The following is a 21,993-nucleotide window of genomic DNA, read 5'->3' as shown; positions in this document are numbered from 1 at the left end:
TTATCCCTCTTTTCTCATTTCGTTCTTATTCAAGTTGGTATTGCCGATCGTTCCGGTGCGCAAAATATCGGCCTTGATATGAATCGTAACGGGCAGCTGCGGAAAATATTCATCGTCCCAGCGCAGCTTGAGCTTCTCCCACAACTGCGGATTTCCTCTATTCAACGCTTGGCCAAACCCGAAAATATCGGCTTTCAATGCTTTAGCCCTCTTGAGTGATGCCTCCGCATTCTTCCTCATCTCCTGCTCAAGCTGTTTTCCCAACCGGTCGATCGTATCCGGATCCGTTAAATCCACCTTGCCGCAGCCTATTTTCTCTACGACATTCGCTTTTGTGCGAATCGTCACTTCGACTGTCGGCTTTCCGTTTTTTACGAGAGCTTTCGTTTTCGCATTGGAGCCTGCAATCTCGACTCCGATCAAGCCGGGTTCGGAGCAGGGAAGCTTCACCGAGGTGCTCTGAAGCTTATCCGTAAGATCGGTATATCCTCTGCTTTCCTTTTCGTTCAGCCAGCCGATCAGCTTGCCTTCTTTGAATACCGCCATCTCCGTAAATTGAAACCTTCCCGGCGGGCGGTATCGGAATACGTTTTCTTTCTTTGTCGCCAGATGCTCATCCCCGACGATATGAATGCCGGGCAGCACCAGACGGATGCCGTTGTTGGCGGATAGGATAGAAGCCATCTCATCCATGGTCATCGCGATGGCCGGGGCCCAGTTCCGTTCGGACGTTTCCAACGAATGCCTCATATTTTGCGTAGGCAATTTTTCCAATGGGGTATAGATCTCCAAGATATTCTCCGCTTTTTCACCCTTGGCCACGATCACGTTGAAGTCCAGTCTCGCTTCGTTATCCCGAAGCAAATTGTCCATTACGTCGATGATGCCGTGCCGGGCCACCTTTTCTCCAACCACAAGCAGCTGCAGATGCCCGAGATACGCCTTGCGCGGCGCTTCGGTCGTGAGCCGGCGGGCCGCCTCGAACATCGAATCGCCTTTGCTTTGATATAGCGTGACCGGCGCCCTTTCGCTCGCCTGCTTCTGGGACGCAACTTCGCCGGGATTGACCACCTGATAAGATACGACATATTTCCCGTTCTCCCAGTCCACCCCTATGCCTACGATGATCGAGAGCTCGTTCAGCTCCCTGCGGCTCCAGCAGCCGGTCAACAAAATAAGGACGGCGAAGATAAGAAGCAGTTTGGAGCCTGCGCGAAAATCAGTCATTCGCACCATTCTCCCCGCCTTTCGATACTGGAGCGGCATCCTTCAATAACCGGTTGCCGCTGTCAGCCGTTTCACTTCGGCTTAGCTTCCACCGTTTGGGCAGCCGAATCAGCGTATCCTTCTGCTTGCCGACAACAATCGGGGCAAAGGGCGACATATACGGCTCACCGAAGGAGCGCAAGCTGCTCATGTGAAGCAGCAGCGCAAACAGGCCCAAAATAATCCCGAAAAGCCCGAAGCTTCCGGCCAGCATCATAAACAAAAATCGCAGCATGCGCGATGTGATCGACATGTTGTAAGCGGGGAACGTAAAGTTGGAAATAGCCGTAATCGATACGACGATGACCATAGCCGCCGATACGATGCCGGCCTCGACGGCTGCCTGCCCGATGACGAGCGTGCCTACGACGGAAACGGCTTGGCCGATGGCGCGGGGCATGCGCAAACCCGCTTCCCGCAAAATCTCGAAGGTGATTTCCATCGCCAGCGCTTCGACAAAGGCGGGAAACGGCACATTTTCGCGCTGGGACGCGAGGCTAATCAGCAAGGCGGTCGGCAGCATTTCCTGGTGAAAGGTAGTAATCGCGATATACAGGGACGGCGCCAGGACGGAAATAAATGCGCTCAAATATCTCAGCAGCCTGAGGGCGCTGGAAAAATCGGCGCGCTGATAATAATCCTCCGGCGACTGGAGGAACGCGACGAAAGGAGCGGGAACGACGAGCACGTTGGGCGTCCCCTCGACCAAGATGGCCACCCTGCCTTCCAGCAGATGCGCGGCGACCGTATCCGGCCTCTCCGTGTTGATGATCGTCGGAAAAAACGTATACGTCGTGTCCTGTATAAACTCCTCGATATCTCCGCTCTCCAGAATGCCGTCGATCCGAATCGTTTGCAGCCGTTTCCGCACTTCCTCCAGCACGCTATCCTTGGCGACCCCGCGAATATGCATCACCGTTACGCTCGTTTTCGTCACGCGGCCGATCGAATAAGTTTCCAGCCAAAGGTTCGGATTTTTGATCTTGCGGCGAATGAGCGACGTATTCGTGCGCAGCGATTCGGAGAAGCTCTCCCGCGGTCCCCGGATGGTCGTCTGGTTCGAGGTCTCGGTGACGCCGCGCTCTTTCCACCCCTTGACATCAATGGCATATGCGAAGGTGTAACCAGCCAGCAAAACGACGACATCGCCCGAGAGCATGGCGTCATACAGCCCGTTATAATCGCTAACGGTATCCACCGCGCCCGCGGCCACGACAAACGACTCCAGCAGCCTTACGGCGTCCGGGACGACATCCGGGCCGGCCGGCTCTTCGCCGGCTAGCCAGTTGAGCGACAGCGATTTCATGACGAATTGGTTGATCGCATGCGCGTCCACGAGCCCGTCCGTATACGCGATGGCCGCCATCGTAAGCCCGTCCGCTTCGCTGCGGATTTCCCTGATGACGATATCGTCGCTGCCCCCCAGATCTTGCCGGATGCGCTGAATATTGACGGATATCACCGCTGCGAGAGGGACGCCTGCCGCATCCGCGCCGGTTCCCTTGACGCCGCCTGAATTGGAAGAAAATGCATTATTGCTGTTGAACATGGCCTGCTCCTCGACTTCACAGTTCTTCCCATCATTATCGCCATGGCGCGGAAGGGATAAACGTCAGCGTCAACCGAGTAATGTTCATCCCTGCTGATGAACTGCATTGGCGCAGCGACAGAGCCTCTTTCTTGTAAGCGGATACAATTTGATAGAAACCAATATTCTGTTTTGAAAATAGCGCGGGGGGCGCTGTTCCTTCCTGCGCTGCCCCTTAAGGCGCTCCCGCTGAAAGCTTCTGAATCTCTAACGCTAGTGACAAGCGCTATTTGGCTGAATTGCACCATTTTGAAAATGTAACGAAACTGAGGAGCGCTATTTGACCAGAAACGCTGAATCCGGCAGCCAAACATGCGGAATAAGGCTGCTCACTGTTACGATTTCAAATCGAGCGTTTCGAGAGAAATAAGCTCTGTGGCTAGCGTTAGCCCGGCAAAACAGCGCCCTGGGCTAGCGAGCATTTAGAGAAGCTTCGGTCGAAGCACCATTGGTAAATCTACACTTGCGGCGATGGGGATGCTCAGCCGGCGGCCTCCGAAACCTGTTTTTAGCGTGCGAACTCCATGTTGGCGTCATGCTAGCGTTCGGAGCCCACGTCAACGTTCGGACTCCGCGTTAGCGCGGCCCCTCCCCAGGCATATGAGGCGACAAATCTTGCAAAAAATGCAACATTTTCCGTCCTCTTCGCGCTAGAGAAAGGGTAATGTTGCATTTTGTGCAACAATTTGGGCGAAATCGGCTGCAAACCCGGGAACATCGCCCGAATTGTTGTACATTTTACAACATTGAGCCGCTACCCGGTTGATCCCCCCGTTTTTGTTGTACAAAATACAGCATTTGCGGACACTCTTGAAAAATTCGACGAAATCCTTCGGCGAAATTTTCAACACCGCAGGTGACGACCGATGATGGAAGAAGCGACCGTCATAGGCGTCTATCTTGAAAATAGCGCTTGGTACGCCGCGGCCATTTTCATCTTCTGATGGTGCTGCGCCAGCGGCATGGGGGTCTATCTTGAAAATTGGGCGATAGTCCGCCGACTCAAATTTCAACACCGTAGGTGACGACCGATGACGGAAGAAGCGACCGTCATAGGCGTCTATCTTGAAAATTGGGCGATAGTCCGCCGACTCAAATTTCAACACCGCAGGTGACGACCAATGACGGAAAAAGCGACCGTCATAGGCGTCTATCTTGTAATAATCCGCTGCGAACGCGGCGCGTTATGCGTAGCTAGGCGCGCTCCCCCGGCATGTGCTGCTTTTACTGCACGGCGGCTCGGGCAGCTCGCCCTTCCGCTCACGTCCGGGCGGCCGCTGACCGCGCCGCTGATGACCGGCAATCCGATTCGCCCTTCCGCTCTCGTCCGGGCGGCCGGCAGCTCATGCTGCCGCTTTCGGATAATCCGGCGCGACAGGCGGCGCGCATCTCATCCTGCAGCGCTCTAAAGCCCAGGCTCCTACCGCGGGACGAGACGGAGCTCGAACTCGAGCTCGTGGCGAATCGGAATGCCCTCGCAGCCGAACAGCGGGATGGAAGGCTTCCGCTTTCGCGCTTCCGTGATCGCATCCCGATGCACGGCTACCAGATCGAAGCCTCTTTTTTGATAAAACCGGATCGCCCGAATATTGTCGTTGGACGTAATCAGCCAAATTTTGCGGCAGCCGGCCGCTTCCGCCCTTTCCTTCACGCTCTCGATGAGACGGGTTCCGATCCCGCGGTTTTCCACGCGGCTCTCCAAAGAGACGATCTCGCATTCATCGCCGGCGATGGCATAGAAGATCCACCCGACGAGCTCTTCATCGATGCGGCAGCCGTCTCCCGGCAAATGAGCAAGCTCGTGCACATGTCCCCGCGAGACGACGATGGGCCCTTCCTGAGCGATGATCGCTTCCCGATCCTTCTTGGTTATCGGCAGGATCTGCAAAGTCCATTCCTCCTTACTTACTCCCGAAAACAACTCTGCACGTCCACCGGGCGAACGATTCCAGAACGGTGCAACGCCCTTCTCGGCGAAAGTAGGTTGATTCGCTGCCTTCCGGGTCAAATCACGGCCTGACGCCATGTATCAGATTACGCTCGGCCAAATGACGAGATTTCGGCCGTCCCGCTCGGCGCCAAGCTGAACAAACGGCTCTTTGGCCGGACTATCGGCAATGTCCGCGCCGTTCCACTTGCTGACGACGATTTTTTTGCCGCCTGTCCGCTGGAGCAGCAGCCTGAACAGCGGCTTCAGGATCGCGGGTTCCAGCAGCTCGTCGCTCCAGCCTTCGGCGGTATGAAACCGGCGCCCGTTGTTTTCGATCCAAAGCGCCCAGCGTCCGTGCAGCAAAGCCAAATCGTTGCCCGCCTTTCTGGCAAAGGAGACGCGGTCCGAGGACGGCCACGGAACGACGAAACCGAACGGATTGGCCGGGTCGGATGCATTCAGCAGCACCCATTCCGGCTCGCCTTGACGCGAGATGAGATTCGGCGCTCTCAACGCTTCGAGGTTCGCTTCGTTCGAATACTGCAAATGCGAAATGCCCTGAACCCAAAAGCCGCGGGTAAGCAGCCCCCGCTGCTCCAGCTGCTTCAGCACGCTTTGAACATCCTCCCATGAATATTCGGACTGCAGCGCTGCAATCTCTTTGGTGACGATGCCGTACGCTTCGAGCAGCTGCTGCACCCACCCGATGACAGCGCGCTCCCTGCTGTCCTCCGGCTCGGCCATCGTCTCCAGCACATACCAGCGTCCGAGCCCGGACTGAAAACGGTCCGTCTTCCGCGCCGAACGGCTCTTCCCCGCCCCGTGCAGGCGAAGCGGAGCGAACTGGTCGCCCGCGACTTTGCCCTCCCACACCAGGTCCAGCAATTGCGCCATCGCCTCGGACGGCACAAGCCCCAGCTCGCGGCTGATCGCCGTCAGGAAGCTCGCTCCCTTGCGCCGAAGCAGCTCGTACAGCTCCGGGTGCGACGCGGGCGCTCCCCGCCTAACCGCAGTGGCGAGCAGCTCCCTCGATTCCGGCAAAAAGAAAGCCAGCTTCCCTTCCTGCTCTCCGGGCTCCTTGCGGCCGATCCACATCACTTCGCCGGATGCGCACAGCATATCGAGCCATTCCTTGCGATATTCCGCCAGGCGAGCCGGAAATACAGCCGACTCCCACAGCGAGAACGGCAGAAACAGTCCCTGCAGCCGGGAGATCACTTCCTTCAGTCCGTCCGCGCCGCTCAGTTTCGATTCCGCTGCAACATATTGACGGGCAAGCAGCTTGCCCAAATAACGGCTGGTGTCGAGTGCTTCGCCGCGTTCCCGCAGCTTGCCGGCCGAGTAGCGAATGATGGAGGACAGCGACTTGCTGCTGGTCCATAACGTGCCGCGTTCGGTTTCCCCGGCGAACGGCGACGGTTCGACGGCTCCCCGCTCGCACCAAAGCCGGATATGCCGTTCGGCCTCCCCGATGTCCATGCCGTAAGCGTCCGCCAGCTGCGCCGCAGTAAACGATGTCAGCCGGTCGATATGCCTGCGGAGAATCCAGTCGGCCGCCAGCTCGTCTTCAGCGAATCGCTCGTACAATTCCGCTTCGTCGGCGGCGATCCAGCGCTCCTGCCCGGCAATGGACACAAGCGCCGCGCGATTTTGGCCCCGGAGCGATGCGAGCATCGCCTCGAGAGCTTCCGGATCGGGCGCATACTCGCGCATTTCGTCCGTCGTCATGTCGCCCAGCCGCCTCAGCAGCCGAACGATCTGCTCTTCCGTGTCGAGCGGCGGAGCTAGCGCGGCTTTCCAGGCTTCCGCCGATTCGGCGATATTCGCCAGCGAGTCGCGGCCGAACACTTGGTCAGCCAGCTCGCGGCTGATCGTAAGCAGCTGCATGGACAGCTCTTTGCCGAGCGCGTCGGATTCGTACATCTGGACATTGACAAAATCGGACGCCAACTGCATCGCGAACGGCGAAGGCGCATGGCTGTCCCGGGTATGCACCTCCACTTCCCCGCTGCGGATGCCGGTAAGCAGCTGCTTAAGATGAGAAAGATCCAAGTGCTCCTCGATACTCAGCTTGATCGCTTCAGGGATGAAGGGGAAGCGTTCCTGATAGGGCAGCGCTTCCTTCAACAGCGCTTCGCTGCGCAGCCGCTTCTTCCATGTCGGCATCCGGGCGAACGAGCGCGGCAGCAGCAGCGCCGTCTCGGCGAGCCGACGGAATGTCATGCCAAGCAGCGGCGAGCCGGGGACGGCCTCCAGCAGCAGCTTCTCGGCTTCGTCCGCAGCGACGGCGAACAATTGCCCGAGCCATCGCGGGCTCCACTCGCTCAGAATCAGCTCGATGCCGTTGTCCGTCGCCGTCGTATGAACGAGATGCTTGCGCAGCGAGGGCAAGCCTCGCTCCAGCACGAGCAGCCAAGTGCGGTTCAATCGCCGTCCGAACAGGCTGTGGATGACGACATGATGCTGCCCGAGCTCGTCCGCGTAATGCTCGGCGACCAGCTTGCGGTGAGTCGGCACGACACTCGCCGAACGCTGCGCTAGGAACAGGTCCGCAAGCTGCTCCGCGGCCGGCTCGTCCATGGCATAATCGCGGACGAGCCATGTCGCTGCGGCATCCTTGCCCTGCTGCTGCAGCACACCGTCCAGCTGCTCATGGAATTTGCCCAGCTCCAGCGAAGCCGCATACGACCGCCCGGGCGCCTCCGCCCGCCAAAACGGAATTTCGCTGAACGCGTTCGCCACCTCGGTGACATATACTTTGTCGCTTTGGATCGACTGGATTTTCCATGACGACGTTCCGAGGCGGAACACATCGCCGACGCGGCTTTCGTGAATGTATTCTTCGTCCAGCTCGCCGAGATGAACGCGCGTTTCGGCATGATGGACGCGATAGGCGCTGCTCTGCGGAATCGTCCCCGCACCCATGATCGCCGCCATGCCGGCTCCCTTGCCGCCGCGAACGCGGCCGGTCGCCCGGTCCCATTCGATCAGCGGCCGCACGAAGGGGAAGTAGCCCGACAGCACGGTAAGCGCCGACTCCAGCCGCTCGCGGGCAAGCCCCCGGTAAGCGTCGCTGCGCGCAAACACGTCCGCCAGCCGCTCTACGGTCCATTCCTCGAGCGAAGCCATGGCGACAATATGCTGGCACAGCACATCGAGCGCGCCTGCCGGGATCTCGATGTCCTCGATCTCCCGCAGGCCGATGCGGCGGGCCAGCATGGCGCACTCTGCCAGCAGTCCGCGGGAGCGGACGATGATCGTACCGCGGCTGACATCGCCGACGTCGTGGCCGGCGCGGCCGATCCGCTGTATGCCGGCGGCAGCGCTTTGCGGTGAATCAATCTGCACCACCCGCTCAATATGGCCGACGTCGATGCCAAGCTCCAGCGAGGCGGTGGCCACCAGACAGCGGAGCGTGCCCTCTTTCAGCTCCCGCTCCACCTGCAGCCGTATCTCCCGGGAGACGCTGCCGTGGTGAGAGCGCGCCAGCTCGTACCCGAAATGATCGTTCAGCCGCTGGGTCAGCCGTTCGCACAGCCTCCGGTTGTTGACGAAAATGATCGTCGAGCGGGCGTCTTCCAGCAGGCCGGCGATTTTCTCGACCAGCGGCGTCCAGAGCGCCTCCTTGTTCGCCGTGATCATCGTCCGCTCTGGCATCGTGACCGTCAGCTCGAATTCCTTGTGCATCGGGCTCTCGACGATCCGCACAGGCCTTGGCGCATACACCGTGCCGCCGAACGCTGTCTCGGCCGCGCGGACGTCCGCATCCGGGTTTAGCTGGCGCGGTTCCCAGCCGCCCAAATACTGCGCCACCCGCTGAAGCGGCTTCTGCGTCGCGGAGACGCCGATACGCCGGATCGGCGATTCGCATAAGGCGGCCAGCCGCTCCAGCGTGACGGACAGATGAACGCCCCGGCTGTCGCCTGCAAGGCTGTGAATCTCGTCGACAATGACATGGCGCACCGCAGCCAGCGTATGCCTCGCCTTGACCGAGGTGAGCATCAGATAGAGCGATTCGGGCGTCGTGACGAGCACGTCCGGCGGCCTGCGCAGCATGGCGGCCCGCACGTTCCGGGGCGTATCGCCTGTGCGGACGCCCGCGCTCACCCCTGGCCAGACGATTCCTTGCTCCGCCGCCCACTGACCCATTTCTTCCACGAACCGGACGACATGGTGGTGCACATCGTTATTCAGCGCCTTCAAAGGCGTAATATAAAGAACCCGCACTCCGGGCCGAACCAAGTCGCCCCGTTCTTTTTCCTTGACGATCGCATCCAGGCAGGGAAGCAGGGCGGCAAGCGTCTTGCCGGAGCCGGTCGGCGCCGCGATCAGCAGATGTCCGTCCGGCGAATCGCCGCCGCGCCATGCCTGCCGCTGGACGTCGGTTGGCTCGCCGAACCGGTCATGAAACCAGGCTCCGATCACCGGATGAAACGGCATCTCGTGAAATGTGGTCACAATCCTCATCCTTCAGGCGAATTCTGGAATTGCTAACATCATATCACGACAGACCGGTCCCCTCAACGTTTCGCCTGCCTGTTTACGGCAAGCGGATCGGCGCGATTCAGGCCTTCCTGCGCGGGCTGGAGCCGGAAGAAGCACGGGCCGCGGTGGCTCGAGGATTCATCGACGTCTTTGCGGACCAGATGCGGACCAGAGCGGTGCCGGATGAGGATGATTACGTCTTCCCGCGGCGCTCGCGTTCGTCTCGCGGCTTCCCGGCGAGGATTCAACGTGCCAAGCACCATAAAAGACCTCTTATTCAGCGCAAATATTCACGGTATGATCCGGCGAGAGTGCGGCAACGCCCTCGCGGGCGATAACCCGCCCGACGCCGGAGTTCGGCGCTTTCCCCTTCGCGGAGCGCAGTCCCGCCGCCCCAATGCCCCGGGTCGCCTGTCGGCACCCCGCTTACAGGAAGGCGCCCTGCGATGTGGGATGGCGCAATGGATCACACGTCCAGCTCGAAACAAGGCTGTCCGCTAACCATTGCGGTCAGATTGCGCTTGATCCAGGCTCGCTCGGCTACTGTGCCGTTTTCGCCCCATAATTCAAGCAGGATGAGGCTCAGCTCGCAATGACGCTGATTCATGAACAAAGGCAGATGCCTCAGCCACGCCTCGTCCAATCGGTTTTCCAGGAAATACCCTCTCATGAAACGTTCAAAAAACCGGTTGGCCGAATCGGACGCCTTCTCCCGGTCGCTCTCCGGCATGCCGCCGCCCGGGAACATGGACGCGTAATAGACCGCCATCGCGATATCGTGCGCAAAATAGTCGTATCCGCAATCGTCAAAGTCGAATGCGCAAATACGGCCGCCGCTTACAAAAAAATTGCCGTGGTGCAAATCGCGGTGGCACATGCCGTACCCGTCTTCATCTTGAGGCAGGTCGCGAATCAGCGATTCCAGCTCCCGGTATTTGCGGTAAACCTCAATCGCCTCCGGCTGCCAGGATGCAAACTTGTCCTCGCTCAAGGTCAAATCCATATCTTCCCGCATCCGGCGGGCCATCCCCTTCGGCAAGGTATAGGTTTTGGCGCAGGCGTGCATGCGGCCGATCGTCCGCCCCCACTCCTCGAACAATGCCGGTCCCCAAGCCGGATGTTCCGCATGAACTTGTTCGCCGGCCGCTTTCTCGAAGGCGTTCAGAATAAACTGCCCTTCGCTATGCGGTATCGTCTCCATCAGATTGCCGCCTGCCGAAGCCAGCGGACGGCTGACTCCTACACCTTCTTGCGCCAGATGGAGGAGCCAGTCGATTTCGGCTTCAATCTGCCGAACGCTGCGATGCGAAGTATGGGACACCCGCAAAATCGCATCGATGCCCGCATACCCGAAACGGAAAACTAGATTTTCAAAACCGCCGACTTTGACGATATCTTCTTCCGCAACGCCGTATCGCTTAGCCGCCTCGGCCAAATGTTGCTCATTCAAAGCAGTCTGCCATTGTGCCATTGTACGCCTTCTCCTCTACGCCTCATTTTCCAACTGAAACCATCATCATATAAAATGAACCTCGCACCGTCCTGGTAAAAGTTTCATTCTCGTGTTTCTTTCTAATGCTTCATTCTACATGTCAATACCGCTTCTCCAAATCGATCCGGTTTCTCGACGGTTCGCGCCCCTGCACGTAATCCGTCAGGTTATGGACGAAAATATCGACGATTCGTTCATGATAATAGACGGTGTCCCCGGAATTGTGCGGCGTGATGATGACATTGTCCATGCCCCAAAGCCGGCTGTCCGGCGGCAGCGGCTCCTGCTCGAAGACGTCCAGCCCCGCTCCGGCAATGACCCCGTTCTGCAGCGCTTCGATTAATGCTTCGGTGTCCGTCGTACCGCCTCTTCCTATATTAATGAAGAAAGCTGACTGCTTCATGCGGCGGAACCGGGCCCGGTCGAACAGATGCTTCGTCTCCGGCGTGAGCGGCAGCGTCACGACGACGAAGTCGCTCTCGCTCAGCAGCTCGTCCAGGCCGCTCAGATCGTACATGCAGTCGACATGCGGCGACGGCTCGCCGGATCTGCGGACGCCGAGCACCTTCATGCCGAACGCCTGCGCCAGCCTGGCCGTTTCCTCGCCGATCGCACCGACGCCGACGATCCCGATCGTCTTGCCGTGAATTTCGCCCAGCGGGCCGAATCTGTGCCAGCGGCGCTCCGACTGAGCGCGGACGGATTCATGAATTTTGCGCGTCCATCCCAGCATCATGGCGAAAATCGTCTCGGAGATCGGATAGGCGTGAACGCCGCTGGCGTTCGTGACGGCGACTCCTCTAGCCGCCAAAGCGTCCAGCGGCATCCGATCGACGCCCGCCCCCCAGCTCTGCACCCAGCGCAGCTTCGCCCCCGGCTGCAAGCATTCTTCCGCAGCGGCGGCATTCCAGCCCAGGACGATTTCCGCTTCCTTCAGATGCGGCAGCCACCGCTCCCGTTCCTTGCCGGCAATGAGCTCCCATCCCGGAGCCGTCCCGCGAATGAGCTCCGCGTGTTGCGGCGATAGCGAATGGACACATACGATCTTGGACATGCGCAGCACCTCGTTTCATTTTTAACTTGATCATAACACGAACACGGCCGAGGACGGCATGCGGCATAAAGATAATGACCGGACCGGCCCTTGATCATGAACGTCCGCCCCGTACGGATACTCCCAAGAAGCGCCGCGTGATATCGATCGAATGAGGCTTAGCGCCCGCATATGGACCAGTCCGCCGCATAACGGCGGTCGCGCAGCCATTGCAGCACGCGCTCCACGTTGCTTTCCACCGCATCCCGGTGCGTGTCGATGACGATGTCTGCGCTTTCCGGCTCCTCGTACGGATCGGAAATGCCGGTGAACCGCTCGATTTCGTTCCGCCGTGCCTTCGCATACAGCCCTTTCACATCGCGCGCTTCGCAAATCTCAAGCGGGCAGCGCGCATATATTTCCACGTACCCGGGCAGCGTCCTGCGGACAAGCTCCCTCATCTCCCGATACGGCGTAATGGCCGATACGATGACAAGGACTCCGTGCCGGGACAACAGCCCCGCCACATAGGCGATGCGCCGGATATTTTCCATCCGGTCCTCCCGGCTGAAGCCGAGCCCCCGGCAGATTGCCGCCCGAACCGCATCGCCGTCCAGCAGTTCGGCAGGACGCCCTTCTTCCTTCAGCCTCTGCAACAGATAAAGCGCGGTCGTCGTCTTGCCGGCTCCGGAAAGTCCGGTAAACCAAAGCACAGGCTGACACGAGCCGTCCATTCGTCCTCCCCCTTCCCCTGATGTCATCGGCCTTGCGCTGCCGCGTTCCCTGCTTCATTGTAGCATTGCAGCGGTCAAATCATCGTCCTATCCGCCAGAAGCATAGCCGATTCGGCCAAACCGCAGTGAAGGAGCAGACGGTCCGCCAAGAAGGCCGCCTTCCAAACATATATCCGTATCTTGGAAACGTTATCGCCATAATTTTCAAACAATGTTCAAATTTCCTTAACAAAAGCTATTTCATTTAAAATGTGATTTTGTTAATATTTCGCATAGAAACGTTTTTAGTTCGAAACGTTTTATTATAAAGAGAATAAAAAGGTGGAGTGTGGAAATGAGAAAGCGTAAAAACAAAGCACTGGTGGCAACGATTATTTCGGCAGCCATCGCCTGTAACGGGTTTGTTGCCCTGTCCCCTAAAGCATACGCCGACGAAGCTGCAAATGCAAGCAGCGCTTATTTGAACGAGGTTGTGAATAAAAAGCTGGGCAGCCTGGTGCTCCTCGCCTACGCTTATTCAGACGAGGAATACGATATGATCGAGAGCCGGCTGAGCCAAGGGGAGTCGTTGGTGCAAGCATCTCGCACCAATAAGGACACCCTTTTGAATCAAATTCTGGATTCGATCCAGCAGGAGCTTGCTCTTGACGCAGACACCGGCCGAATCGCTGCCGACCACGTAGCAACGCTGGTTGAGCAAGCTAAGCCTATCATCGAAGAAGCGATTACGAAGCCGGGAGGCGCCCAGGCAACGACGTTCGATTTCGAAGAGCTGCTGAGTGAACGCCTGGACACTCTTCAGCTGGCGGCAATCACTTACTCCGACGATGACGACGACGAAATCCGCAATCGTCTGGAGCGGGGCGAAACGCTCCTGCAAGCAACTCGCATGCAGCAGCACGAGCTGCTCGATAAGCTGCTGGCTCCGGTCCATCGAGAAATTGAATACGCTCGGTCCATGGGCTGGCTTTCGGCCGAGGATGCCGAGGCGAAGAAGGCAGAGGCGCGGAAAGCCGTCGCTGAGGCAATCTCCACGCCAGGCGGCAGCAAGACAGCCGTTTTCGATTTCAATACCGTGCTCAGCAATCGTCTGGCCAACTTGACAATGGAAGCCATCGCCTATTCCGATGATGACGACGAGGATGTCAAGGATCGGTTGGAGAATGGCGAAACGCTCGTACGGGCGACTCGTATGCAGCAGTCCGAATTGCTCGACAGACTGATTGCCCCGGTCAAAAAGAAAATCTCAAGCGCTGCTGACTTCGGCGCCATTACGGCAGAGGAAGCTGCCGAGTACACCGCGCAAGCGAGAAAGGCGATCTCCGAAGCGATCACGACGCCGGGCGGGATAAATAGCTCGTCCTCCTCCGCGCTGGACGCGCAGGCATTTCTGAACGAAAAGCTGGGCGATATTGTCCTTGAAGCATACGCCGTTGCGGATAACGACGATATCGATTTGAGCGATCTGCGCGAAGGCTATGCAGCCGGCGAAAGCCTCATCAGCCTGACCGGCTTGTCCTCCGAAGAACTGGCGAGCCGCATCGCCGATCAATGGAAAAGCGACCTGAAGGCGCAAGGCGCTGCGCAGGATCAGATCGATACATTCATGGCGGAAGCGATCAAAGCGATTCGCGAGGCTATTCAGTAATCAGGGAAACGTCTATTGACGCCGTTCTAAAGATGAACGACCGCTAAAACGCGGTCGTTTTTCTTGTGCTGTCCGTTTTCAGCGAATGTTGTATTTTGTGCATTTTTTGCAGGATATGCCGCCTATTTGCCCGGGTGTGCCCGGAGAGGCAGCGCTCTAAGAAAAGTGCAGGCTGCAGCGGGAATCCCGCCCTTGCAGCCTGCATTTTCTTTTCGATCCTCGTTGGGTTCCAAGCATAGGCGCCATAGAAAAAAGAAGCCTTCCTCTGAAAATGATCGCTCATCGCTTCCATGCTTCTTCGGGAAGGCTTCCGGCAAACGGCCGTTACTGTTTGTCGCTACTGCCTTTTCAGGTCGGCCAGCAGACGGCGGGCATCGCCGTACGGAGTGCCGACCAGCTCGTAAACTTTGACCGATACATTGGAATGGAATTCGTCGTCCACGCTATCGAATATGACCGTCTGCACGCCGTTCATGATCCGGTTGTCGCCGGCGAGCGAATACGTCTTGGAGCCAAGCCGCTTGCCGTCGTCTCCCTCCAGCTGCAGCAGCAGCTTCGGCGTAGCCGGATCGACCGCCACCTCGTCCGTCGTTTGCAGATCGACGCTCATCTCCAGCTTGTAGCTGTACACGTAAATGCCGGTCATCGCGTTCTTCGCCGCTGAATTGGTCAGGCTGTAGCTGCTGAGCTTCATTGTATAAGGATAGAAGGAGAACGTATTGCCGATCGAATCTTCCGCTGTTATCGTTGCGGCAACTTCGGCAATTGGCGCTTGAGCCGCCTGCGCCGGCGCTTGTGCCGGTTGGGTCGGCGACTGACTGGGCTGATCCAGCAAACGAAGCGTGTAACGTTCCGACGTTTCCGACAAAGGCACGGTGAAGGTGACGACGCTGACGACGCCCATCCCGGGAGAGACGCTGCTGGCGGCGCCGGCCTGCTGCGTCCCGCTGTAGACGGCGCCGCCGGGCGCGACGAGCTCCGCCCCGAGCTGCGGCACAGCGATCGGATTAGTTCCGCGGTTCGTAAATTTCAGCTTGGCAACCGCCGTCTTGTAGCTCTGTCCGTCATTCTCGAACCATTCCAGCTCCTGCAGCGCCACCTGCAGTTGCGGATTGATAGCCCGGCTGAGGCGGTCAACCTCGATCGGCGTTCCCATCTGGTATGCCAGGGCCGCATTGGAGGTCGAGCCGCCGGCCGGCAGCGCGAACCCGATCCGCCCCGTATAATAGCGCAGCGGCGTCGTCTGCCCCCGCTTCAGGAAGCTCTCGGGCGTCAGGACGTAGAAGGCGCTCAGTTCCACGCCTGGCTCGGCGGTCACGGAATAGCTTACGTATTTTTGCTCTCCCGGATTGACGGTGACGGGCTCCTGCCCGATTTTTTGACCGATATAGGTTCGTCCTTCCGCTTTTCCGCCCAATGTAAAATCAGGCACGGTCTCCGCATAGCTCCCGCGGTTGTCTACTTGCAGCTGCACAACATAGGTGGGCGATTGGCCCGTATGCTGCCTGGACAGCTTCGCTGCGGAATAGATCAGATTCGATGTGACCCCGGGAATGGCGAACGAATCGCCCCATTGCCCCAAATACGCCGCATCGCGAATGACCGCATCCTGGCCGTTCCATACGAGCCCGTCAACCGGCGCATCCGCCAGGACGGTTTCCTGCTTCGGATACACTTTCTCGTTGACGTGAACCCATTGCAGCCGTGCGGCCTGAATATCCTGCTTCGTGTCCGGCTCGGCCATATAGCTTAGTTCCACATTGCCGCGAGCGGGAATGGATGTCGCATTGACAGCGCTGGCCTGCAGCGTGTATGACGTGCCGTCCGCCGTCTTGAGGCGCAGCTCATAGTCGGGAAGGCGGATCGCTTCGTCCGAGGCATTGTACAGCTTCACGACAGCCGCAAGCCGCCAGCCTTCCGCGGTCTTCTCCTGCAGCACGCTCTTGATCTGCGCCTGCACCGCATTCGTTATCGCATAAGTCGGGCTCGGCTGCGCCAGGAGGCTTGCCTGCCCGCCGTTATCCTGCGCGGCAATCTGCTGCTTCGCTTCATATGACGAGGTGACCAGCAGGTCGCGGGTCGCCGCATCCCGTCCGCCGAAGGTGCCGTCCGCCTTGTTCTCCATCAGGTTCAGCTGCAGAGCAAGCGCCGCATAGCCGGCGGCCCAATCGGATACGGTGCCGTCCGAGACGCCCTGCACCGTTTGCGCATCCGCCTCCCGGTGCAGACCGCGGATCAGGAAAGCAGCCAGCTGCTCCTTGGTCACCTCGCCGGCCGGATTGTAGGCGTTCGGGCCGGTGCCGTCGGTCAGGCCGGCGCTCCGGAGCGCTTCGATATACGGCAGCGCATAGCCGTTCGCCGGATCGTCCGCTCTTACATCGGCGAAGCGGGATGTCGTGAGCGACATATCCGGCTTCAGTCCGAAAACAAGGGCCGCAGCCTTGGCGAATTGCGCCCGGTTCATCTTCTCGTTGGGCCCGAACGTGCGCTCTCCGACGCCGTCGAAGATGCCGGCTGCGATCATCGCATCGTATTTCGCCTTTACCGCTTCGCTTAGATGGCCCAAGTCGTCGAAGTCCGCCGAGCTCTTCCCGCCGCTTTGGCCGAAAGCGACGGAGCTGCCAATCGCGCAGGCCATCGCTGCGGTCAATAAAATTCGCATATTTTTGTTCATCGTTGTCATCCTTCCGAGTGCTTCCAAAGTATTGGGTTCGAGCGCAAGCTACCCGCCAAGCTCCTCCGTCGCAGCGCTTGCCGCGCCCGGCCGGCTTGCTGCCGGCGCTTTTTTCTCCCTGAAGAGAAAAACGAACGGAATGCATACGAAGGCGGGAATCGCCGAAATGAAAAATGTATCCGCAATGGAGCGAACCATCGCTTCCAGCTGCATCATCCCTGCCAAATAAGAGGACGCCGATCCGGCAGCGGTCGCCGCATCGACTCCTTGCGAAGCGATGGCCCCCGACAGAAGCTGGATCGTATCATTCGCAACGACGGAATCAACGGTGACGCTCTCGGCAATATGCTGGAAATGCACGACTTGCCGGTTGCTCATAATGGCTGTGAAGATAGCGATCCCGAGCGATCCGGCGACCTGGCGGCACACGTTGGACAATGACGACGCATTGCCGACCTGCTCCGGCAGCACGGCATTCATCCCTGCCGTCATGAGCGGCATCATGCACAATCCGATACCGATCCCGCGAATCGTCAAAATCGTGTTGAACCACTGATGCGAGGTATCGGCCGTCAGCTGATGCAGATCCACGGTCGTCACGCCAAGGATCGTTAAACCGATCATGCTTAGCGGAACGATGCCGAGCTTCTCCGCCAGCTTCCCGCTCATCGGCATCATAAGCGCCATGGCAATCGACTGCGGCATCATGAGCAATCCCGTATCATAGGCGCTGAGCCCCTGAATGTTCTGCAGATAGAGCGGAGCCAGGAAGGTGCCGCCCATCATCGCCATCATGACCAGACTGCCGGCGATGACGCTGATCGTGAACTTGACGTTCGCGAATATTTTCAGATCGAGCACCGGCTCCTTGCTGCCACTCTCCACCCAAATAAGCAGCAGCAGGCTGAAGAAGGCGATGAACAGAAGGCTGATAATGAACAGCGATGTCCAGCCCTCGCTCTGCCCTTTGCTCAGCGCCAGCAGCAGCGTGCCGAAGAAGATCATGGACAAGACCGCTCCCGGCGTATCGAATTTCAGCCCCACTTGCTTGGGCGATTCCTTGAGCAGGAATTTGCCGATGATGACCGCCAGAATGCCGATCGGGATATTGATAAAGAACAGCAGCCGCCAGCTGTAATATTGAATCAAATAGCCGCCGAACGTCGGGCCGAGCGCCGGGGCGACCATAGCCGCAACCCCCCACAGCCCGATCGCTGCTCCTACCTTCTCCTTGGGAAAAGACGAATAAACAATCGCCATGCCGACAGGCATAATGAATCCGCCGGCCAAGCCTTGGACGATGCGAAAAGCAATCAAGGTCATATCGCTCCAGGCGAACCCGCATAAGATGGAGCCGATCGTAAAGCCGGCGACGGAATATATAAAGACTGTCTTATTGCCGAAGCGCGCCCCAAGAAAGCCGCTCATCGGGATGACCATCGCCGAGGCCATCGTATATCCGGTAATAACCCACTGCATCGTGTTGATGTCCGAACCGAACACCGCGATGAACTTCATCATCGCCACGTTCATCAGACTGTTGTTCAATACGGAGACGAACGTGCCGAGAATGATCGCGATGAGTCCCAGCCACATCCCGCCGCCGGCTTCCGGCTTCTGCTTGCTAACCGCCGCTTCAACTGACATTGCCGCACCTCCTACCGGGCCGTCACCTTGGTGCCTTCGGCCAGCTGATCGCTCGGGTTCGCCACAATCGGATCATTGCTCTTCACCTTGCCGTTCGCCTGCACGTAGACCCAGTTTTCGTTCTTCGGTTCCGTGGTGACTTCCACCAGGCGCGCCGTACCGTTATCTACCGTAAATACGAATTCCTTGCCGTCCTTCTGAACGACAGCGCTCTTCGGCAGCTCCAGGCGGCCGTCCTGGGCGCCGTCCAGGCTCACTTCGGCGACCATTCCGGCGAAGAGCAGCCCGTCCTTGTTATCGACCTTCACTTTAACCGGGAACGTGTTGCTGTTCGGATTCGAAACCGGGCTGACGAAAACGACCGTGCCTGCAAATGTCTGATCCGGCACGTTATGCACCTTCACGCTGACGGCGGAGCCCGTCTTGATCTGCGATATCTGATTGTCGGCAACGCTCAGTTCGACCATGACCGAATCCATATTGACCAGCGTAAGGATCGGGCTGCCCGGCTGAGCCATCTCTCCGGGCGAGATGCTCTTCTTCACGATCACCCCGTCGGCCGGCGCCGTAATCGCCGCATTGGTCAGATTGCTGGTCGCCAGCTCCAATGCGGCGTTCAGGCGATTGACCTCGGCCTCCAGCGCTTTGATCGTGTTCTCCGTGGCTCCGCTTCTGGCCTGTTCCAGCTTCGCCTTGGCGGCCTCCAGCTGCCCTGCAGCGCCCTTCTGGGCAGCCAGAGCTTGCTCGTAACCGGCCTTCGCCTTTTCGTATTCCAGTGTGCCTTTGTCGAGATCTTCTTCCGTAACGCTCGAGCTGCTGTCATATTTGTTTTTCAGCCGATTATACGAGCTTGTCGCCAGCTCCAGGCCCGCCTTGGCCTGCTCGACCGCCGCCGTGGCCTGCTCATAAGCGCCCTGCGCCGCCGTAACCGAGCTTTCCAGCGCCTTGATTTCCTCCGGCCGAGCCCCTGCCCGCACATCGTCCAGCTTCGCCCGGGCGGCCGCGACGGCCGATTCGGCCTGCTTGACCTGCTGCGCGAAATCGTCCGATTCCAGCTGGATAAGCACGTCGCCTTTGCTGACGCGGGCGCCTTCCTCGACCAATACGGCGGCTACCTTGCCAGACAGCTTGGAGACGATCTTCACTTCCTGCTCGGGAATAATCTTGCCGCTTAATCCGCCGGAGACGGCTCCCCCTACCCTTACGACCTGGACCGGCACGCCAGCGGCAGCGCCGGCTTCAGGCGAACCGGAGCAGCCGGAGACAGCGACGGCCGCAACAAGGGTAATCACGGCCGGTTTAATGAATGTATACGGGTGTTTCATGGATGAATGGACTCCCCTCTCAATTGCCCTTGAGATGAATTTTGATGACCGTGCTCATTCCCGGCGACAGATCCAGCCCTTGCTGGTCGTCGATCGCGATTTTGACCGGAATGCGCTGCGTCACTTTGGTAAAATTGCCGCTCGTATTCGTTGCGGGGAGCAGCGAGAAGGTCGAGTTCGTCGCTTTGCCGATCTCCGTAACCTTGCCTTTCAGCAGCTTGCCGGGAAACGTATCCACACGGATGTCGACCGTCTGTCCCTCGCGGACTTTATGGATATCGGTTTCCTCGATATTCGCCGATACGTATAATTGCTCCTTGTTAACGACCATAGCGACCGTCTGTCCCGGGGAAGCGATCTCCCCGGCTTTGATCAGCGTCTTGATCACCGTTCCGTCGATCGGGGACCTGAGCACGGCCTGATCCAGATTGCTGGTCGGCAAGTTGTTCGTATCCTGCTGCCCGATAATTTGATCGGCAAGCACCTGCTCGCCTTCCTTGACCGTCAGCGAGGTTACTTTGCCGGTAATTCGCGGCATCACCTTGTAGATGTCGCCGGCCAGCCTGGCGTCTTCGGTCGATATGTAATTTTGTCCTTCGTACCAGAAGTAGCCCCCGATCGCCCCTCCGACGATCACCGCTGCGGTCACTATCGCATACAATATGCCTTTACGATTCATCCTTTTCCCTCAACCCTCTTCTGATCGATGTTTAAACTGCACGCACCCTTAAGTTTGTTCCAAAGCAGCCAAGCGCCGTCATCGGCTTCGTCATATAAGGTGCTCCCCCCCTTTTTGACCGATCCGGACCTGGTCGGCCGAACCGAATCATCTCATCTCTAAAATTATTTCGTCACTAAAATATTCGTGAACGAAATTTTAATATATGAAATATATCATAATTATTTCGTATTGAAAATAAGCAAATTGATCCGTTAGCTTCCAAAAAAACGTTTCCAACCAAATACTGCTTGCTTACGCTTCCTTAAGCTTGCAAACAGGCGGCTGAGCGTTAAGATGGACACGACCTGCGGCGCATATAAGAAAAGCATTGCGGCGTCCATTCAAGGAAGAGCGGCCGCGGTCTAGCGGTCGTTTTTCTTGGTACCATGATGCTCCGGGACAGATTCGTTTAGAAATGGAATGTTCGGTAAAATTGATACGGAAAACTAAAGGATTAAGTTAGTTAGCGGCGATAAGGCGGCGAATCCTGCAAAAAATGCAACATTTTCCGCAACCTTCGCGCAGGAGGAAGGGAAATTCTGGAATTTGTACAACAATCGGAATATCAACATAAAAACCCGAGGCAGTCCCTCGGGTTCATTGAGTACGATATCGCTTGCAGACGGAATCAAAGATTTATTGCTCGTCCACCATTTTTGCTTGCAAATGACAGACCAGCGTTCTTAAAGCCCGGACGATCTCCTTCAGCTCCTGCTCGCTCAAATCGTCAAACAGATGCTCGAAGAACGATTCCTTAAGAAGAGACAGCTTCTCCTTGTTCTCGTCGAACTTCTTCGTCTTCTGAATCCAGATGATCCGGCGGTCCGTTTCGTCTCTGACACGCTCCAGCAGCTCTTCCCGTTCCAGACGATCGATGATGCCGGAAACCGTGCTGTAGGACAAATGGATCGAGCGGGAAATTTCGCCGATCGTTTTCGGCTCATGCATAACCTGCATCAAAGTAAACATTTGGGGAGGCGTCAAGCCGAGATCTTTCAAATCTTTGAGCATTAAGCCTTGGTACATTTTGGTCAATTGTCTGAGCAAAGGGCCAACTTGCGAACTCTCGGTGTCATTCAGCGACATTGCATACCCCCACTTTCGACTAAAATACGTGTAACCAGGATACGCCAAAGCAAAAATTAAATTTTATTTTACCACAATTGACAAATATTTTCAACAACATATAACAACATGACCTATGCACTTCAATCCAGTAACTGGTAATCATTCAGCGTGTCATAAATGTTGAAAAATGTTCAAAAAGCATTGAAAAAATCCCTTGACTTTTCGAAATCGACCCCATAATCGCGAAGGATACCTTTATTTCCAAGGTATATCTTCTAGATTATAGGTGGTCTTCCAATGTCAGCGTTGCAGAAACCGAGATTCAAAGCATTAAATCACAGCGAATGCGCCGGAGCCCCCATATTAAAGAATCTGTGGAATC

The 21,993-nt window shown here is 57.7% G+C and carries 14 protein-coding genes and 1 pseudogene; 2 read left to right on the top strand and 13 right to left on the bottom strand.

Features of this window, described 5'->3' with window-relative positions:
- Complete coding sequence (locus F591_RS0114500) at positions 1–1,227, bottom strand: Ger(x)C family spore germination protein (protein ID WP_019535342.1); 1,227 nt, start codon at positions 1,225–1,227, stop codon at positions 1–3.
- On the bottom strand, positions 1,220–2,815 hold the full coding sequence (locus F591_RS0114495; protein ID WP_019535341.1) for a spore germination protein: 1,596 nt from the start codon (positions 2,813–2,815) through the stop codon (positions 1,220–1,222). The genes F591_RS0114500 and F591_RS0114495 overlap by 8 nt, the downstream gene beginning before the upstream one ends.
- A gap of 703 nt (positions 2,816–3,518) precedes the next feature.
- Here F591_RS0114495 and F591_RS32840 point away from each other — a divergent pair.
- Positions 3,519–3,724, top strand: a pseudogene (locus F591_RS32840) (hypothetical protein).
- A gap of 550 nt (positions 3,725–4,274) precedes the next feature.
- On the opposite strand, the gene F591_RS0114490 reads toward F591_RS32840, so the two are convergent.
- The 5 genes from F591_RS0114490 to cysC all read right to left on the bottom strand — a co-directional run bounded on the left by F591_RS0114490 (position 4,275) and on the right by cysC (position 12,528).
- Positions 4,275–4,742, bottom strand: coding sequence for a GNAT family N-acetyltransferase (locus F591_RS0114490; RefSeq protein WP_019535339.1), 468 nt, complete (start codon positions 4,740–4,742; stop codon positions 4,275–4,277).
- Positions 4,743–4,883: 141 nt separating this feature from the next.
- The gene (locus tag F591_RS0114485; RefSeq protein ID WP_051109198.1) at positions 4,884–9,251 is read right to left on the bottom strand and encodes a DEAD/DEAH box helicase; all 4,368 of its coding nucleotides are present in this window, start codon (positions 9,249–9,251) and stop codon (positions 4,884–4,886) included.
- Between the two features lie 484 nt (positions 9,252–9,735).
- Positions 9,736–10,740, bottom strand: coding sequence for a phosphotransferase enzyme family protein (locus F591_RS0114475; RefSeq protein WP_019535336.1), 1,005 nt, complete (start codon positions 10,738–10,740; stop codon positions 9,736–9,738).
- Between the two features lie 121 nt (positions 10,741–10,861).
- Positions 10,862–11,815 carry a D-2-hydroxyacid dehydrogenase gene (locus tag F591_RS0114470; protein ID WP_019535335.1) on the bottom strand — a complete coding sequence of 318 codons (954 nt, stop codon included), beginning with the start codon at positions 11,813–11,815 and terminating at the stop codon, positions 10,862–10,864.
- Positions 11,816–11,973: 158 nt separating this feature from the next.
- Positions 11,974–12,528, bottom strand: a complete 555-nt coding sequence (gene cysC, locus F591_RS0114465; RefSeq protein ID WP_019535334.1) for an adenylyl-sulfate kinase — start codon at positions 12,526–12,528, stop codon at positions 11,974–11,976.
- Between the two features lie 334 nt (positions 12,529–12,862).
- On the opposite strand from cysC, the gene F591_RS0114455 reads away from it, so the two are divergent.
- Positions 12,863–14,176, top strand: a complete 1,314-nt coding sequence (locus F591_RS0114455; RefSeq protein WP_019535332.1) for a hypothetical protein — start codon at positions 12,863–12,865, stop codon at positions 14,174–14,176.
- Positions 14,177–14,219: 43 nt separating this feature from the next.
- On the opposite strand, the gene F591_RS0114450 is transcribed toward F591_RS0114455, so the two are convergent.
- From F591_RS0114450 to F591_RS0114420, 6 genes are all read right to left on the bottom strand, one after another.
- Positions 14,220–14,459 (bottom strand): hypothetical protein, encoded by a 240-nt coding sequence (locus tag F591_RS0114450; RefSeq protein ID WP_019535331.1) that lies wholly within the window; start codon positions 14,457–14,459, stop codon positions 14,220–14,222.
- Positions 14,460–14,513: 54 nt separating this feature from the next.
- Complete coding sequence (locus tag F591_RS28170; protein WP_019535330.1) at positions 14,514–16,850, bottom strand: S-layer homology domain-containing protein; 2,337 nt, start codon at positions 16,848–16,850, stop codon at positions 14,514–14,516.
- A 48-nt stretch (positions 16,851–16,898) separates the two neighbouring features.
- Complete coding sequence (locus F591_RS0114440; protein ID WP_019535329.1) at positions 16,899–18,497, bottom strand: DHA2 family efflux MFS transporter permease subunit; 1,599 nt, start codon at positions 18,495–18,497, stop codon at positions 16,899–16,901.
- A gap of 11 nt (positions 18,498–18,508) precedes the next feature.
- Positions 18,509–19,822, bottom strand: coding sequence for an efflux RND transporter periplasmic adaptor subunit (locus F591_RS0114435; RefSeq protein ID WP_019535328.1), 1,314 nt, complete (start codon positions 19,820–19,822; stop codon positions 18,509–18,511).
- Positions 19,823–19,841: 19 nt separating this feature from the next.
- Complete coding sequence (locus F591_RS0114430) at positions 19,842–20,501, bottom strand: HlyD family secretion protein (RefSeq protein ID WP_019535327.1); 660 nt, start codon at positions 20,499–20,501, stop codon at positions 19,842–19,844.
- A gap of 678 nt (positions 20,502–21,179) precedes the next feature.
- On the bottom strand, positions 21,180–21,629 hold the full coding sequence (locus F591_RS0114420; RefSeq protein WP_019535326.1) for a MarR family winged helix-turn-helix transcriptional regulator: 450 nt from the start codon (positions 21,627–21,629) through the stop codon (positions 21,180–21,182).
- Between the last annotated feature and the right edge of the window lie 364 nt (positions 21,630–21,993).

Origin of the sequence: Paenibacillus ginsengihumi DSM 21568 (assembly GCF_000380965.1) — a bacterium.
Lineage (GTDB): Bacteria > Bacillota > Bacilli > Paenibacillales > NBRC-103111 > Paenibacillus_G > Paenibacillus_G ginsengihumi.
The sequence above is the reverse complement of the archived record's forward strand: the minus strand, read 5'-3'. Positions and strand labels throughout refer to the sequence as shown.

Excerpts from the sequence above, each read along its gene's own strand:
- F591_RS0114500 (WP_019535342.1), bottom strand. The coding sequence starts at position 1,227 with ATGACTGATTTTCGCGCAGGCTCCAAACTGCTTCTTATCTTCGCCGTC.
- F591_RS0114495 (WP_019535341.1), bottom strand. The coding sequence starts at position 2,815 with ATGTTCAACAGCAATAATGCATTTTCTTCCAATTCAGGCGGCGTCAAG.
- F591_RS0114485 (WP_051109198.1), bottom strand. The coding sequence starts at position 9,251 with ATGAGGATTGTGACCACATTTCACGAGATGCCGTTTCATCCGGTGATC.
- F591_RS0114475 (WP_019535336.1), bottom strand. The coding sequence starts at position 10,740 with ATGGCACAATGGCAGACTGCTTTGAATGAGCAACATTTGGCCGAGGCG.
- F591_RS0114470 (WP_019535335.1), bottom strand. The coding sequence starts at position 11,815 with ATGTCCAAGATCGTATGTGTCCATTCGCTATCGCCGCAACACGCGGAG.
- cysC (WP_019535334.1), bottom strand. The coding sequence starts at position 12,528 with ATGGACGGCTCGTGTCAGCCTGTGCTTTGGTTTACCGGACTTTCCGGA.
- F591_RS0114455 (WP_019535332.1), top strand. The coding sequence starts at position 12,863 with ATGAGAAAGCGTAAAAACAAAGCACTGGTGGCAACGATTATTTCGGCA.
- F591_RS0114450 (WP_019535331.1), bottom strand. The coding sequence starts at position 14,459 with ATGAGCGATCATTTTCAGAGGAAGGCTTCTTTTTTCTATGGCGCCTAT.
- F591_RS28170 (WP_019535330.1), bottom strand. The coding sequence starts at position 16,850 with ATGAACAAAAATATGCGAATTTTATTGACCGCAGCGATGGCCTGCGCG.
- F591_RS0114440 (WP_019535329.1), bottom strand. The coding sequence starts at position 18,497 with ATGTCAGTTGAAGCGGCGGTTAGCAAGCAGAAGCCGGAAGCCGGCGGC.
- F591_RS0114435 (WP_019535328.1), bottom strand. The coding sequence starts at position 19,822 with ATGAAACACCCGTATACATTCATTAAACCGGCCGTGATTACCCTTGTT.
- F591_RS0114430 (WP_019535327.1), bottom strand. The coding sequence starts at position 20,501 with ATGAATCGTAAAGGCATATTGTATGCGATAGTGACCGCAGCGGTGATC.
- F591_RS0114420 (WP_019535326.1), bottom strand. The coding sequence starts at position 21,629 with ATGTCGCTGAATGACACCGAGAGTTCGCAAGTTGGCCCTTTGCTCAGA.